Source organism: Cellvibrio fibrivorans (assembly GCF_031457055.1).
Classification (GTDB): domain Bacteria; phylum Pseudomonadota; class Gammaproteobacteria; order Pseudomonadales; family Cellvibrionaceae; genus Cellvibrio; species Cellvibrio fibrivorans.
In genome coordinates, this window is the sequence record NZ_JAVDVX010000001.1 from 615,370 (window position 1) to 631,742 (window position 16,373).

The 16,373-nt window shown below is 49.6% G+C and carries 14 protein-coding genes; 1 reads left to right on the forward strand and 13 read right to left on the reverse strand.

What is annotated here, in order from left to right; all coding sequences use genetic code 11:
- Positions 1–99 precede the first annotated feature (99 nt).
- From J2X05_RS02595 to J2X05_RS02625, 7 genes are all read right to left on the reverse strand, one after another.
- Positions 100–1,374, reverse strand: coding sequence for a sensor histidine kinase (locus tag J2X05_RS02595; protein ID WP_310068250.1), 1,275 nt, complete (start codon positions 1,372–1,374; stop codon positions 100–102).
- Positions 1,371–2,105: a response regulator transcription factor gene (locus J2X05_RS02600; protein WP_445343906.1), complete on the reverse strand. Its 735-nt coding sequence runs from the start codon at positions 2,103–2,105 to the stop codon at positions 1,371–1,373. The genes J2X05_RS02595 and J2X05_RS02600 overlap by 4 nt, the downstream gene beginning before the upstream one ends.
- 37 nt (positions 2,106–2,142) lie before the next feature.
- The gene (locus tag J2X05_RS02605; protein ID WP_310068252.1) at positions 2,143–4,569 is read right to left on the reverse strand and encodes a TonB-dependent receptor; all 2,427 of its coding nucleotides are present in this window, start codon (positions 4,567–4,569) and stop codon (positions 2,143–2,145) included.
- Between the two features lie 260 nt (positions 4,570–4,829).
- Positions 4,830–5,234 carry an NIPSNAP family protein gene (locus tag J2X05_RS02610; protein ID WP_310068254.1) on the reverse strand — a complete coding sequence of 135 codons (405 nt, stop codon included), beginning with the start codon at positions 5,232–5,234 and terminating at the stop codon, positions 4,830–4,832.
- Between the two features lie 31 nt (positions 5,235–5,265).
- Positions 5,266–5,721 carry a GNAT family N-acetyltransferase gene (locus J2X05_RS02615; protein WP_310068257.1) on the reverse strand — a complete coding sequence of 152 codons (456 nt, stop codon included), beginning with the start codon at positions 5,719–5,721 and terminating at the stop codon, positions 5,266–5,268.
- On the reverse strand, positions 5,711–6,118 hold the full coding sequence (locus J2X05_RS02620; protein WP_310068260.1) for a hypothetical protein: 408 nt from the start codon (positions 6,116–6,118) through the stop codon (positions 5,711–5,713). Before J2X05_RS02620 ends, J2X05_RS02615 begins: the two co-directional genes overlap by 11 nt.
- Positions 6,119–6,150: 32 nt before the next feature.
- Positions 6,151–7,530 carry an MATE family efflux transporter gene (locus J2X05_RS02625; protein WP_310068261.1) on the reverse strand — a complete coding sequence of 460 codons (1,380 nt, stop codon included), beginning with the start codon at positions 7,528–7,530 and terminating at the stop codon, positions 6,151–6,153.
- A gap of 276 nt (positions 7,531–7,806) precedes the next feature.
- On the opposite strand from J2X05_RS02625, the gene J2X05_RS02630 reads away from it, so the two are divergent.
- On the forward strand, positions 7,807–9,021 hold the full coding sequence (locus tag J2X05_RS02630; protein ID WP_310068263.1) for a DUF418 domain-containing protein: 1,215 nt from the start codon (positions 7,807–7,809) through the stop codon (positions 9,019–9,021).
- Positions 9,022–9,025: 4 nt separating this feature from the next.
- Here the strand turns inward: J2X05_RS02630 and J2X05_RS02635 are convergent, their stop codons facing one another.
- From J2X05_RS02635 to hemC, 6 genes are all read right to left on the reverse strand, one after another.
- The gene (locus J2X05_RS02635) at positions 9,026–9,715 is read right to left on the reverse strand and encodes an SDR family NAD(P)-dependent oxidoreductase (protein ID WP_310068267.1); all 690 of its coding nucleotides are present in this window, start codon (positions 9,713–9,715) and stop codon (positions 9,026–9,028) included.
- 61 nt (positions 9,716–9,776) lie between these two features.
- The gene (gene pbpC / locus J2X05_RS02640) at positions 9,777–12,110 is read right to left on the reverse strand and encodes a penicillin-binding protein 1C (RefSeq protein WP_310068269.1); all 2,334 of its coding nucleotides are present in this window, start codon (positions 12,108–12,110) and stop codon (positions 9,777–9,779) included.
- Positions 12,111–12,269: 159 nt separating this feature from the next.
- Positions 12,270–13,478, reverse strand: a complete 1,209-nt coding sequence (locus J2X05_RS02645) for a heme biosynthesis HemY N-terminal domain-containing protein (protein WP_310068272.1) — start codon at positions 13,476–13,478, stop codon at positions 12,270–12,272.
- Complete coding sequence (locus tag J2X05_RS02650; RefSeq protein WP_310068274.1) at positions 13,475–14,563, reverse strand: uroporphyrinogen-III C-methyltransferase; 1,089 nt, start codon at positions 14,561–14,563, stop codon at positions 13,475–13,477. Before J2X05_RS02650 ends, J2X05_RS02645 begins: the two co-directional genes overlap by 4 nt.
- A 4-nt stretch (positions 14,564–14,567) precedes the next feature.
- Positions 14,568–15,416, reverse strand: a complete 849-nt coding sequence (locus J2X05_RS02655) for a uroporphyrinogen-III synthase (protein WP_310068277.1) — start codon at positions 15,414–15,416, stop codon at positions 14,568–14,570.
- A 3-nt stretch (positions 15,417–15,419) separates the two neighbouring features.
- On the reverse strand, positions 15,420–16,364 hold the full coding sequence (gene hemC, locus J2X05_RS02660) for a hydroxymethylbilane synthase (RefSeq protein WP_310068281.1): 945 nt from the start codon (positions 16,362–16,364) through the stop codon (positions 15,420–15,422).
- Positions 16,365–16,373 lie beyond the last annotated feature (9 nt).

Consider the following 16,373-nt stretch of genomic DNA (forward strand, 5'->3'; position numbering starts at 1 on the left):
CATCACTTACAATATAAACAATTGCCTTATGCACTTCCTGTTTGGTGCTTACTGTTTGGCAGATGTTGCTTTAGGTTTCTAGCTGATGAACTGCAGCTATCACCATGAAAGGCGCGCGGCTACACGCGTTTCATCGGCGTGCAACGAAAACGACCAGCCATTGCGTTCACACAACCGTTGAACGATACCCAAGCCCAGGCCATATCCGTGAAACGACGACGCATCATTCGGTGTGTACCGCTCATCTTTGCCCACTTGGTTGGTGACTAACGCACCCACCTGATTGGTAACTAATAGCTCGTGTTCTTTGATGAGAATAGTGATCGGCCCCTGCCCGGCGAGTGTTTGCTCGAATGCATTTCGCACCAGATTATTAACCGCGATAGAAAACGCCTGTGGATGCCCGCAGACGTTAGGTTTTGCGAGTTGGTCGATTTCAACATCGACTAACTTGCCGCTCAACAAGTGGCGGTGCTGTTCTATCGCCTGGCTCACCAGCGGCATCACAAGAAATTGCTCGTCATACAAACCGTCGTCGGTTTCGCGCGCGAGGCATAAGAACATTTCAATTGTGGTTTTCATATCGAGCGTCGCACGCCTCACTCGATCTACCACTTTCACATCGGCCGCTGACAGATCGCTTTGTTCCAGAAGTTCAAGTGCGCCGGTTATCACCGTGATCGGAGTGCGCAACTCATGACTGGCTGAATCGGTGAAGTATCGCTCGCGCGCAACAAACGCGCTGATACGCTCAAGGGTCTTTTCAATGGTGCCAGCGAGCACGCCAACCTCATCATCGCCGAACCGGCTGGACTCTATGCGTTTATGATCTTCAGCCGATAGATGTTCGACGTCTATGTCCGCGACCACTTTGGCGAGTTGCGCTACCGGGGCAATAGCGCGACGCATCACCACAATTCCTAGCACGAAACCAAGAGCACCGAGCGTACCCACGACACCGGTGATAACGAGCAGCAACCACCAATCCTCTGACGACGCTGCCTCAACCCCGGCAACATCGAAAACCACAAATGCGCGCGACGATTTATTGTCAGCAGATAGCTTTTCATCGTCAGTGGACAGCACAGCAACGTGCAGCTCTTCGGATTCGAATTCGTATAAACCCTCAGCGGGGTTTGTCTGCGCCCATTCCCTGAGCGATTCCGGCAGGCTACCAACCTCATCGTATCCGCGCAGGTTCATAGTCAGCGCAGGATAGTTTTTAGCGGCAAGCTGTAATTGTTGCGTCAGCACACGGTCTTCGCTCAATCTGATCGCCCCGAAGAAAGCAAATCCCCACGCGAGGCTAAGTACCGCAACGCACAGCGCAAATGCAATGGCGACACGCGTGCGTAAACTGTGCCGGTAGATCACTGACTGCCCTCTGCATTATTAGTCTCTACAATATTGGCTTCTGCAATTCGGTAGCCGATACGATGCACGGTATGAATTAGCGAGCTATCAAACGGCCTGTCGATAGCCTGCCGCAACTTGTACAAGTGCGAGCGAAGCGCATCGCCATCGGGGCGCTCGTCAGCCCACAACAGAGTTTCGAGATCTTCGCGAGCCACAACAGACGGCGATTCTTCCATCAATCGTTGTAGTAGCCTCATACCCGCAGGCGTGAGATCGATAAGCCGCCCCGCGCGATGCACTTGTAGCCTTGACCTATTCATCGTCAGATCACCAACCTTTAACAGATTGTCGGTTTTGCCGTGCCTACGTTTGTACAGTGCTTGCAGTCGCACATGTAGTTCCTGCAACGCGAATGGCTTGACCAAATAGTCATCGGCTCCCGCCGCAAACCCTTTCAGTTTATCGTCCAGCGTATCGCGCGCGGTTAGCATAAGCACGGGGGTTTCTATTTCGGCATCGGTTCGCAGCTTTTGGCAGAAACTTAGGCCATCCATTCTCGGCAACATCAGATCCAGAACAATAACGTCGAACCGATTCGTCAACGCCAGATGCATCGCACTGATACCGTCATAAGCAAAATCCAAAACATAGCTGTGCTTTTCAAAATACGCAGCAATGTTCGCACAAATGTCGCGGTTGTCTTCGACAATTAATACTCTAATCGGCGCTGCACCAAGCGTGTTTACCATCCGCTGCTCTCCTTTACCAAAACCCTTGCCATGCCCCTTACCACGCATAGTCCAGTCGCAGACCAATCAGCGGCTCGGCTTCGCTTTCATCTTCCACTTCAACGCCTCTACGGTAATCAAACTCACTGTCATCGCTCGACGATGCTGCCGTTGCGTTGATGACATCGAGAAAGGTTGTGAGATCGATAGGGCCAAATGCGCGCCGATAATCAACACGAAGGTTCACCAAGCTGTAGGCGCTGTTGCGACCAACATTGCGCTCAGTGATTTCTTTTGAGTAGCGTAGCGGTTGTCCGGGTCCCAATACATCCGAATGAATAATAAATTCTTCGCCTGGCCGGCCGGACAGATATTTGTAGCGCCCGGCGATCTTCCAGCGGTCGTTGATTTCCCACGTCAGGCCGAGGGTCGCGACATGCTCGCGGCTGAAATCGGCGGCCAGATCGCCGCGACCATCTTTGCGGTCGATGACGATATCGTTGTAAGAATAGGTGGCGGTAGCGTATAGGCCATCGCGAATTGTCCCTTTAGCCACGAAATCAACACCGTAGGATGTGCCGTCACCCATATTGGCAAAGGTACCGCTGGCTCGATCAAGATCGAAGACCAGGTCGTCGAGGTTTTGATAATAGACTTCCGTTAACAGCGACCAATTGTTATTCAGGAAATATTCAAAACCTAAACTGCCATGCGTGATTTTTTCATTCTTAAGATCGTTCGACTCGTTAGCGGCAAGTTCTAAAAAACGTGGCGATTGGTGAAACAGCCCTGCGGTCGCAAAATATCTAACCGTATTACTCGGCTTCCAGTTGACGCTGAACCTGGGCGACGCGAAGCTCTCGTCGGCAAAACCGTCCTGCTCGAAGCGTAAGCCAGTGCCAAAATCCCAATCACCGCGCTCAAAAATTTGCTCTACGTAGCCAGCATAGCTCGTTTCTTTTCGGTTTATTGAAGAGTTAATCTTCTCGGGCGTCAGCACAATAAAACGCTGGTCGGGGTCGGGTCTAAAATCATCGCTGTCGTAAATAAAGCGATGCCAATCGCCATCTAAAACCGTGTTGTAGTCCAGTTCAATTTGCGTTACTTGCACACCGGAACTGAATACGCCCCATTGATTCAATGTCTCGAAATCGCTGCGCCAGCCGAGCTCTGTCTCATCTTCACCGATGGTAATAATATTCTCCCGCACGGGAAAACTGGACGCGGGTGATCCCGCCGGTACGAGATCAGGAAATGCTTCACCCTCTGAGCTGATCTTGTCGCTGGTGCGGTGGTAAACCCTATTGGTCCAGACCGCTTTTTCACCGACCAATGTTCGCAAGGTCATACCTACCAAATCACTATCTTGCTCAGAATCTTGCAGGGCAGCATCTTCGAAATTCGGCGACGCAAAAACGTGCGTCACACCGCGCGTGTAATCTTCGTGTGTGTCTATCAGTAGAACTTCGACTGTGTTGTTATCGTTGATGGGGATGACCGACTTTACGATGATGTCTCGTAAGATCGGCTCGCCAATATCGAGCTCTTCGATAGTTTCAAATAACGCGCCGAAATCCAAACGTCGAGCAGAGACGAGCATCGTTGAATCTTCAGTGAGACCGGTCGGGCCGTCGTAACCCACTTCATAACCCGCGAGGTCGTAGCGCAAACTTGCGGAAGGGCTTGGGTTGCCATCAGCGACGTCCAGTTTAAGTAGCGATGCCGACCGGCCGCCATAAGCCGCACCCCAACCACCCGGTGAAAATTCTGCACCACTGATAACATTGGGTGCGAAAATCGAGAAGCGCCCGCCACCGCCGACATCTTCTTGTTCACCGAGTGACGCATCAAAATGCACCGCTTTATCAAAAGGAAAATCATCAACGAATAATAAATTATCTCTTGGGCCACGGCCGCGTACGCTAAAGTTCGCGAATTCTCCGGTGGATGCAAGTCCGGGTAAACCGTCCAGCGAGAGGAGCGGATCTGAACCACCGCCAACGGCATTGGCCAGGGCTTCTCTATCGAGATAGCTGCCGTTAACAGATGCAATGACTTGCGTTTGCTTTCCGAGAACCAGCAGTTCCTCAATGTCAATTGCCTGCTCTCCAAGCTCGAATTCAAGTTTGATATTTTTGCGCGTAATCACCCGTACGCTTGGCTCATAGGATGAAGCGAACCCGCTTTTGGCCAAGTTCACTGAGTAGAGACCGGGGTCGAGTTGTTCAACGACGATGCGACCTTGTGCATCGGTTTCTACCGATCGCGTGGAATTGGTTTCCCGTTTAGTGATCCTGATCTGCACGTTTGAGAGTGGCCGGTCAGTATTCTGATCTTTGACAATGACAGTCAGCGCACCGGGCGCCTCTGCTGCATGGGTAGAAAGTGAAAAGCCAAAAAGTGGAAATCCAATCAGGAGCACCGACAGTGTTAACCACGATAACTGTCGCAAATTCCTGCTCATATTGCTCAAGTGCCTGTTCATATTGCTATTCCTCCAGGAATCGACCGTATTTATTTGATAAAACGCCGGAAGGTTAACAACACAGATGTGACCAAAAAGTCGCTGACGAAGCCTGCCTACTCGAAGCGCAAGGCACCATGATGGGAATAAAGCTGGATATAAAGCATTGCATGCAAAATGCAGGGCTTGCGGAAGAAGATTTTAAATCGCAGTGCGAAGGCATGCCGCAAACGGCGGTGGCGATTGTTGGGCGCGCGACAGACGCGCCCACTAGATTCAAATTACTTGATTGCGGAAAAATCAGTAGCCACTAAAAACGTTGACTCAACGCCCGCCACTATAGGCCCATTGGCTTCACTTTCTGTGCGAACTTTTATCCATTCCGGATCAGCAGCAAATGCTTTCCACGCGGCGTCTGCCGCAGCACGGTTCTTGTATTTCAAAATGTAATGCAGTTTATCGCCATTTTTTTGTTCGGTCGGCAACCAATAGCCCACATTTTCCATGCCGTGGCGCTCAAAAAGTTTGGTGGTGTGATTTTTAAAACGCGCGAGCAGATCCGGCATTTTTCCTGGATGAGTGGTGTAAACACGCAACTCAAAAACTGGGGTGTCATCGGCGGCGAGAACGGGGGTAATCGCAACAATACTGAACAGAGTAATTAGCGCACAGATTATTTGTTTCATGAGGATCTCAGCCTGTAGTGGGATAGCTTATTTAAAGTGTTTTCGTCATAAATGCACTGTAAGGATCTTCCGCATAATCGCCAAAAGGCCCACAGTATTCAAAACCAAACCGCTCGTAGAGTTTACGTGCGGGGATAAAAAAATCTTGCGTTCCGGTTTCCAAACTCAAACGCTGGTAATTGCGCTCCGCCGCCACACCTAATATATGCTCCATGATTTTTACCGCTACGCCCTTACCGCGATAGGCATTGGCGGTGCGCATGGATTTAATTTCCGCATGCGTTGCATCCAATTCTTTTAATGCACCGCAACCGGCTAATTGGTTGCCGTCCCACACTGACCAAAAGGTAATTTCCGGTTTGCGTAATTTATCCAAATCCAATGCATGTACACTTTCGGGTGGCGATACGGCGTACATATCCGTTAAATGTTCCGTTAGTATTTGCGCCACTTCGGGGCCACGCAGGTCGTCGATTTTAATTAACATTATTAGCTCCTTTTAATTTACTGAATAATTCAACCCCAAGTAGATACTGCGCCTCTTGCCATTCGTGGCGATTGCACATGCTTTTGCATTTGTAAGCCGCTAGCGTGTTACATATTGCATCAACCCAAGCTTGCGCACTACTGATGGCAGGGCCGGGTTGTGCAGCTTCAACCAATTGTTGTGCGGCGGGTGCAAGTGAGGTATTGGCACCCTCGGCGACGATAAATTTTATGTATAGAAATTTATTGTATGCCGCTTTAAATTCTTGATGTGTAGGGACAGCTAGAGAGATATCGGGCAGACAGGATACGATTCCAGCATAGTCAGTTTTATTCTGGTTACCCGCGCGAAACATCGCCAGAAGAATCCAGGCATCCATTCTATTTAATCTAAACATTGAGATTCCCGGGATATTCAGCACTCAAAGCATTATTGCTGGGTTAAATTATTCATCCACTTGCGACTGATAATACGCTTGATCACGGGAATAAATTTCAACCCGTCTTCCAAAAACATCAATGCATAAATATAGACAAACGATAGTTTGGTCAAAAATACCACGGCGATATAAATCGGTAAACCAAACACCCACATGACGATGGTATCGGTGATCAAGGTAAAGCGGTTATCGCCCCCTGCGCGAAGCACGCCGATAATGCGCATCATATTGATAATTTTTACCCAGACCAGTAAACAAAACACACCGAGGGTGCTTAACAGCAGATCGGTAGATTTTTCGTCGAGCTGATCAAAAATCAAAAGCATCCAGGGGCGTGCGAACCAAAGTGCGGAGCAAAATACAATTAACAGCACAAAGGTGATGCGATCAAAAAATTTATGCAGCTGCCATGCAGTATCATTATTGCCTGCACCCAATTCGCGCCCGATCAATACCGCTGACGCATTGGCGAGGCCGACAAACAACGCAAAGAACGCACTTTCAATCGGCACTATGACACCCATTACGGCGAGCGCTTCTGTGCCCGCATAACCGGTAACTAAATGATAAGTGGAATTGCCCACGGCCCAGATCGCGTAGTTGGCAACCAGCGGCAAAGAAAAGGCGAGATAGCGACTAATTTGAACTTTATCCAACCCCATGCGCAATTGCGCAAAGCTCAACGCAAAACCGTGTTTTTTTGCGTAAACCCAACCCACCACAATCAGCAATTGCAAAAAGCGCGAGCCTAACGTCGCCCAGGCTGCACCAGCGACACCCAGGGCGGGAAAACCCCAGTTGCCGCCAATTAATGCATAGTTGCCGATAATATTTAACGCCGCGGCAAAAACACCGGCAACCAATGGCATAGTGGTGCTACCCAATGCGCGCAGCGAGGCTTCGTAAATAACTATCCATTGCGTAAACAATAATGCCGGTGCGGTGATGATGAGATATTGCGCCGCGAGCGCTACGACTTTTTCATCCGGGTTAATCCACCCGACCCAGGTATTCGAGGCAAAACCAAATACCAGCACAAACGGAATCATCACCGTAGTGCCCACCAGCAAAGTAACGGCGAGCGAACGCTGGCAACTGACAAAATCTTTTGCGCCTATATATTGGGCAACCAAAATACTGCAGCCCGTCGCAAGGCCGCTCATCAACACCAATAATAAAAAATGGATTTTGGCAGCGAGGCCCACGGCGGCAATTGCACTAGAACCCAGGTCGCCCACCATAATCACATCGGCCATACCCAAGAGCGACTGCATGAGCATCTGCGCCGCTACCGGCAGCGACAATAAAATTACACTGCGCCAAAACGCGCGTTTATCATCGAGAGAAACCAATTGGGGGGAAGAAACCACGTAAAGCTCCGATGCGGGACAAGCAAACCAGCATTATAAAGGGAATTGTGCCGGGTGATTGTTAATAAGTGGTAAGGCGTTGTGCGTGCAGGGTTCACTTTAGGCAGTGAGTAAAGCGAAACTGCTTTTTACAAAAGTGAAGCTTCATTGGTAAAAAGTGCCACGCGTTCGCGCAAAAACTCAGACGATTTAACCATTCTTGATTAGCCAAAATAGTATTGGGTATTACACTTCTGCTCATACCCGATAACCATAACATTACTACGGTATTACACGATGAATGAACCTCTGCCCAACCACTACTTCCCCCAGCGCAGCGAGTTGATTGACTCGTTACGCGGCTTTGCCTTGATGGGAATTTGTCTCGTCCACTTTATGGAATATTTTGAACTCTACTGGGTCAATCAAGACCCGACTTTTTTGCACAATCTGGTTTTCTTTTTATTTGCCGGAAAAGCCTACGCGATTTTTGCGCTTATGTTTGGCCTGAGTTTTTTTATCATTATGGATAACCAGGCAAAAAAGGGCGTGAATTTTAGCTACCGTTTTGCGTGGCGATTACTGATTTTGCTCGCTATTGGTTATATACACACCCTTTATTATCTGGGTGATATTTTGTCGGTATTGGGTGTGATCGGCTTGAGCCTGCTGTTTGTGCAGGGTTTGAGCAACCGCTGGTTGATCGCCATCGCCCTGCTCTGCCTATTGCAACTGCCGTTTTATTATCATTTTTTTGCCGCACTCAATAACCTACCCGGCGCGAATGATAATCCCGCCTTTTTTTCATTGTTTGGCAATGTGTACGCCGCGATTGAAAAAGCCAGCTTCACTGAATTGATGCTACTGAATAGCAGTGCTGGCCTTTACGCAAAATGGATATTTTTTGTGGAGTCTGGCCGCGGCTTGCAATTGATTGGATTATTTTTACTGGGCTTGGTATTGGGGCGCATTGGTTTTTTTACCCAAGCAGATAAATTTGATCGCCATCGCATTAAAGCTTTGGGCATAGCACTGCTGGCGGTCATCGCCCTCTACGCGTTTGACAAATACCTCACACAACTTCCTGACACTATTTTTCAGGAAAAAGGCATGGCGAAATGGTATTTACAACAAGCCATTGGATCTTATTTAAGTACTGCGGTAATGGCCAGCCTGGTGCTATTGTTTGTGCAATTTTATCTGTGGCAGCGCAGTGCAAAATTATTAAACCTGCTCGCGCCCTGCGGGCGCATTAGTTTAAGTATTTATTTAATCCAATCGCTGGTGGGTGTGCCGCTATTTTATCCCTATGGTTTGGGCTGGTATAAAACTATCGGCCAAACCAACAGCTTGCTGGCGGGTATCGTCTTTTACACGCTGCTGATTATGTTGGCGCACTGGTGGGTAAAACGTTTCCATTACGGCCCGGTGGAATGGCTGTGGCGCAGTGCGACCTATATGACGACGAAAGTTCCGTTCAGACGGACAACAACACAGCCAACCAATAACTGATGAATTAGTTTTTAAGTGTGGACATACCGCCATCGACGTGCAGTATTTGGCCGGAGATCCAGCCCGCTTGTGGTGATAACAAAAACGCTGCCATAGCGGCAACTTCTTTGGGATCACCCACTTTTTGCAATGGATGACGTTTGGCGGCGGCATCCATTTTATCGGCGCTATTTAATAATTTTTCGGCAAGGGATGTATTCGTCAGCGAAGGTGCAATGCCGTTCACACGAATTGCCGGCGCCCATTCGGCGGCCAAACTTTTTACCAAGCCTTCAATTGCCGCTTTGCTGCTGGCAACACTCGCGTGAAAAGGCATGCCCAGAGTCGCAGCCACACTGCTAAATAACACCACACTAGCGTGATTGGATTTTTTTAAAAGGGGAGCAACAGACTGCAAAGTGCGCACTGCACCGAGCACATTGATTTGAAAATCCTGCAGGAAATCGTCCACCGATAAACGCGCAAAAGGTTTGAGGTTGATACTGCCGGGGCAATACACCAACCCATCCAACACATCGGGTAAACCGGTGAGATCAGGCGCGCGCTCTGCAGGGTTATTTATAAAGAAATGCGCACCGTCAACATCGACGGCATTGCGCGCCCAGATGGTGACACTGTGCCCCTCGCCAATAAGCTGGGTAGCAAGTGCTGCACCAATTCCGCGTGTGCCGCCAACAATTAAATAGTGTTTCATGATGTTTCCCGTTATCAGCCAGATAATAAAGCTGATACGAAATCATCACGGTTTTGGATCCTTATTCTTTGCCAATGACGCGAAAGCGGCGCTCCAGGCGATAGCCTTGTTTATCGACCACCAATAATTTATGCACGCCCGGTTCGAGCGCTGCTTCGCGCTCGTGGAAGATTTTGGTTTCGCCCAGGAATTCATCGTCCAGATGCCAATACAATTGTGCAGCGGGATTTCGGTGTACCGCTTTTAATACTACGCGGCTGCGTTTGCCATCCAAATCCATTGGAATATAGATGCGGCTCTCTTCATTTGGGTAAACCAATTCAATCGGCTGGTCTTCATCGATTTGCAATAAATCATTCAAACAATCACTGCGCCAGGGCGGCAGGGCTTTGTATTCACTGTGATGTTGCCGCCAGTAAAATTCTTGCGTGGGGGGCAAGACAAACCAATCGTGCGCGCGCATATTGTTTACAGTTTCACAGCGACTGTGTACGCGAAATTGTTCATCAATATCGAGATGGATGTGGCGATGGTTTTGGGTGACCTTGGCAAAATGGCTGGTGTTGGGAATTTCCATATCCACGGCATCACATTGTCCACCGGTGAGATAACCATCATCTTTACACACGGAAATGGTTTTGAGCGCGTGTGCAGGCTTGGAAAACCAATTAATGCTCGGCAGTGCATCAAACACATCGAATAAAATTGGTGCGGCGCTGCTTTGTCCGCTGATAAAACTGGCTGGCTCACCACCAGCATTACCCACCCATACCCCGAGCGTGTAGCGACCATTACTGCCAATCGCCCAGGCGTCGCGCAGGCCATAACTGGTGCCGGTTTTCCAGGCGATGGTTTGACTGCCGGAAAAATCGCGCCAGTAATTATCATTGCCGGGGCGTGCGACATCGATCAAAGCTTGCAAGGTTAACCAGGCAGCACCTTGTTGGATTACTGGTTTAATCGATGGTGTTTTTTCTTGCAGCACGATTTTATTTTCGAGCGCTTTTTTATTCTGTAGCAACAGCGTCGGAATAGGTTGGTTGATGTTGCCATCGCGTGCGCTGGCGGCGAGCCGCGCATAAATACCGGTGAGATCCCACAAGGTTCCTTCCGCTCCACCCAAAATTAATGTGAGGCCGTAATCATCAGCTGGGCGAAATAAGGTAGTCATGCCCATCGCCTGCAATTTTTCCTGAAACTTTCCAATGCCGTAATCGCGCAACATACGCACTGAGGGAATATTTAATGAGTGCGCCAATGCAAATTGTGCGGGCACTGCACCGCGAAAACTGCGGTCATAATTTTTGGGGCTGTAACCGCCGAATTGCGTGGGGATATCGGGAATTAAACTGGTGGGTGCAAGCTCACCTTCTTGCAGCATCAAACCATAGAGGAGCGGTTTTAGAATGCTGCCAGTAGAGCGCGGACGCTGCACCAAATCCAGATCCGGCGCGTAGCGTTGTTGTTTTTGCCAGGCTTGGTTGCCGACATAAGCCAGCGCATCCATACGCTCGTGATCAATCAACAGCAGTGAAATGTTATTCACACCTTCATTAGCTAAACGCAGACTATGGCGCTCGGCCACTTGCGTCGCAATGCGTTGGATAAACGGATCGATACTGCTGTGAAATACGTGCTGGGCACTATGTTGTTTTTTTAAGGTCGCCAACAGATGGGGCGCGAGTTGCGGTAGCGATTGTGGCCGCTCAGGTAGAGGTTCAATCAACGCGAGCTGCAAATCCAGATCGGAAAAATAATGTTTAGCATGTAACCGCTGTAATAAACGATCGCGCTTCTGTTTGAGTAAATCGCGTTGGCGCCCCGGATGAATCAATGCAGGACTATTGGGTAACACCGCAAGCAAAGCCGATTCAGCCCAGGATAGATGCTCCGGAGCGCGCCCGAAATAACGCCATGCCGCCGCGCGCAAGCCAACGATGTTGCCGCCAAAAGGCGCATGGCTTGCGTAGTGAATTAATAATTCTTCTTTACTAAAACGCCATTCCAGTTGGAACGCCCTGCCCGCCTCCAACAGTTTGCTGGTGATGCTCCGCGCAGGCAATTTTTTATCTTGCTGTTGGTACTCTGCCTGCCGCAGCAAACGCGCCAACTGCATGCTGATGGTACTGCCACCACTCGTCACTTTTCCGGCCTGCAGGTTACCTTGCAGTGCGCGCGCAATGGCGAGGGGATTTATACCGGGGTGGCGATAGAAATGTTGATCTTCAAATAACAGTAGTGATTTTTTATATTTATCCGGCAGTGATTCCACCGGTGCAAAACGCCATTGCTGATCAGCGGCTATTCCTGCACCTAAAAGACTGCCATCGCGTGCGAGCAAGAGATTAGCGTAAGGGGTTTTTGTTAACGAAGAGGGTAAGGGGAAAAACTGCAATGCTAACAACACTACACAGATGATGAAAAAAAATGTGCAGAATATTTTGTAAGAGCCAACACTACATTTACTGCGCAACCCAGAAACCAGATGTAGGTTGCGCAGCGATAAGATCCGTCGAAAAAAACTGTGCACGGGAATCCTTTGCGCAAGCAGTGGTTATTTGTTGTGGCCAGCGAGAAGCAAACCTTGCTGATAATAATCGGCGCTTTTTTTGTGATCGCCCAATTTTTCCATCAAGCGCGCCAATTCCACCATTGTCTCCAGACTTTGCTGTTGATTCAAACTGCGCTGAAAATACTCACGCGCCAATTCCCATTGCTGGTTGCGCAACATCAAACGCCCCATGCTAAGCAGTAGCGCTGGATCTTGCGGTTTGCTTTTCAACCAGCCTTCAACTGTGCGGATTTGGCCGTGAATTTCTTTCACTTGCAAACGGCCATATAAACTAACCAAAGGTTCATACCAATTATTGGATAGCGCCTTGCGTACAATCACTTCCGCTTCCTGATCTTGATAATTTTCCGTCAGTGCCTGTGCGTAAGCGGTAATAACCGCTGGCAACTTTTGTACACTGCGCGGGAATGATTTCCACAGGCTCTGCAATGCGGGTAAGCGCTCGGCGATCAGCAGGGATTTGCTCTGCTCGCTCTGTGCTTTCATTTTTTCACAAGCCAGCAATACTTCCAGCGCTTCAAATTCTACATTGGACAAAACTTTGGCTTTGCGCATGACCGGGAACATATCTTCCAGTGCGCGCCAATTTTTCTGGGCAATATAAATATGGTGCATTAAATCCAGCACGGCAGCCTGACGCGGCATTTTGATATCAATCGGCTTCAGGATTTCAATGGCTTTTTCATAGCGACCAGACTGCACATGCAAACGCGCACGGGTCAGGGCTACCGGCAATTCACTGTGCGCCAGCGTAAGGGCTTTATCGAGAATATTATCGGCCTCGGCTTCGTCGCCCATTTCAAAACTGCTGCGCGCAGCGGCAATATAATTGGCGAGGGGATATTCCACTTTGTCGAGCGTGCGCACCAATTTTTTGCGCGCCTCCAGCCAATCGCCGGTCAGGTAATCCACCATACCGGTGGCTGCACGTTTTTGCGCACGTTCAACACTGCCAAATAAAAATATTTCGCGGAAGCGACGCACCATCTCCGCACTGCCGAGCATTAATTTACGCACAAACCACAGAGCTGCATATATCAGTGCCGCCGCCAGAGCAGCAACCCACAGGGTCATTTCAATGGTTTTAGTGCCGTAAGCAATCAATAAATAGCCGTCGCCGCGCCAAAGCAAAAACACCAAACCACAGGCGAGCAATAAAAAGAAAATAGCTTTTAACAGGCGACGTCTCATTGGCGCACCCCGCGCCGTGCAGCAGCCATTTTTTCGCGCTTGGTAATATAGTCAGCCAAGGCCGATGAGGAATTACTAAAGTTGCTTAAGTCAGGCGAAATTTCTTCCTGCTGCAACGATTGCAACTCTTCCAACACTGCCGCCGCTTTTTCGTTCAAGCTGTAATACTGGTTAATCCAATTCTGCGCTTTGACCAGACTCTCCTGATAGATACCCTCTTCATTGCGCAGCAGCGCAACCTGTGCCTGTTCCAGCATCAAGCGTAAATTTTGTTGCAGGTATTTTTGTTCGGAGGGCGGCAATACGGCATTGATGGTTTTGCCGTGATCGCGCACACGCACGTAGGAACCCAACTTATGCATCAGCGCATAAAAGTTGCGCGTGAGTTTTTGTTTAAAGGTTTCGTCTGCCGGAATAACATCTTCTTCCAATACTTCTTCTTGTACACCTAAAGGCTCAATGAAAGGGATTGCATCGATTTGATTGGACAGCGCCGATAAGCGCAAATAAATACCTTCACGGTCGATCACGCCCGCAAGTTTTAAAACGGCAATTTCTTCAGCCAATAATTTACGTACTCCAACCAAATCGGCCTGATCTATATCGCGCAACACATCGTCCGCTGATAGCGCCAGTGCGAGTGCGTTTTGGCTATCTTTTTCCAACAGGATACGCTGATCGGCAAGGCGCAATAAATATTGTGCTTCTTGTAACTTCCACTCATCGCGGTTGACGCTCGACAGCGATAGCAGACGCGCGTTGTTGCTGTCCACTTGTTCAGCCAAATCATTCAAGTTGGTTTGGATTGATGCTTGCTGCTCGACAAACTCTTTATCGAGATTATCTTCCAACAGTTGCTGACGGGTTTCTATCGCTTGCGCTTGCTGTTCAACTTGCGTGCGCAGGCTGTCGATAATTTGCTGCTGGCTTTTGGACTGCTGCAATACAAAAAGTCCACCAAAACAAATCGCTGCCACAATCAGCACTACAAATAACCATAACAATGCAAAACTGCCCGTGTGGTTTTTTAGTGGTGCAGGCGCACCGTGAGTTGGCTGTTGAACAATCGTATCGGAATCAGTCACTGTGTTAATCCTGTAATAAAATGCACTCTTGCGTGCGACAATAATTTAACAAGGCTGCCGTCATGGCATTATCGGTTGCATTTTCGGCGCAGATAATCCGCTGGAATCCCGCCGCCTGCGCCGCTGCAACAATTCGTTGGCTGGGCACCAACAAGAGCTTGCTGAGCATCCATCCGCGCGTTTGTTCCTGTTGTGCCGACGGCAACTGTGCCAGCACAGAAGAAAGATTTTGCAAGCTTTCACCGCTGTGCAAACTCAGTATCACCTGTGCACCGGATGATTCACTCGACACAATTAGCTGCTGCAAGTGCTCCTCTGCAGCTGCAGGCAGTCCGCGCTCATACAATTCACAATAATCGACCCAGGCGCCGCGCTTGCGCAATTCTTCAGCGAGATGGCCGCGCCCGCCGCAGCCGCGAAAAATCAAGATTTTTTCGCCATCAACATCTTGCAGATGTTCTGCACTTAATAAATCTTCGCTAGTCATACCACCGCTGGCACTCGCCGCCAGATCCTGCACTGCAACGCCGTAGCTGGCCAATTTTTTTGCAGTGGTTGCACCTACAGCAAAATAATCGATCCCCATCGGCAATTGCGGCCAGTAATCTTCCAGCCAATCCATGCCGTACTCAACCGCATTTTGGCTGACAAAAATCACTTTCTGGTAGAGATCAAAATCCAGAATTTTATTTTTAATCGCGCGAATTTTATCGTCGTCAACAACCGGCGCAATTTCCAATAAATTTAAACGTGCGCAGTTAAAGCCCAACGCCTGTAGCTGCTCATGCCAGACTGCCGCCTGCGCTTCTGGCCGGGAGATAACAACACAATAGTTCTGCGGTGAATCGGCCATGGTTTATTCCGCGTCTGCGTAAACCTCGGCGAGAATTTTATCGGCGCCCGCCACGAGCAAACGCTCAGCCAATTCAACACCGATTTTTTCGGCATCCGCCACGGGGCCGGAAATTTCATCGAATAACATTTGGCTGCCGTCAGGTGAACCCACCAATCCGCGCAACCATAAATTATCATCGCGATGAATAGCATAGCAGGCGATAGGCACCTGGCAGCCGCCCTGTAAATGGCGATTCATCGCTCGCTCGGCGAGCACTTGCTCAGCCGTCGTTTGATGATGCAAAGGCTTGAGCAATTCGATTGTTGCAATGTCATCAACGCGGCATTCGATCCCCACTGCGCCCTGCCCGCCCGCCGGTAAACTTTGCTCGGGGGTGATGTAGTCCCGGATACGCGCTTTCAATTCCAGGCGAATTAAGCCTGCAGCGGCGAGGATAATTGCATCGTACTCACCATCATCTAATTTCTGCAGCCGTGTCTGTACGTTGCCACGCAAAAACTTGATGTGTAGATCCGGGCGGCTTGCGAGCAGCTGGCATTGGCGACGCAGACTGGATGTACCCACCACCGCGCCCTGCGGCAACTCATCGAGTGAATTAAAACGGTTGGAGACAAATGCATCGCGCGCATCTTCGCGCGGGCAGATGACGGAAAGCCCCAAGCCCGCCGGAAAATCCATGGGCACATCTTTCATCGAATGCACTGCGATATCCGCTTCATCGGCCAGTAGCGCCTGCTCCAGCTCTTTGACGAACAACCCTTTGCCGCCAACTTTGGCGAGGGGAACATCGAGGATTTTGTCGCCGCGGCTGGTGAGCGGAACCAGCTCGACCAACAATCCAGGATGATGCTTTTCCAATTCGGCTTTGACATATTCTGCCTGCCAGAGGGCAAGCAAACTTTTACGGGTAGCGATACGCAGCGGGCGCGTGGCGGAGTAGGTCATGGTAGAAAT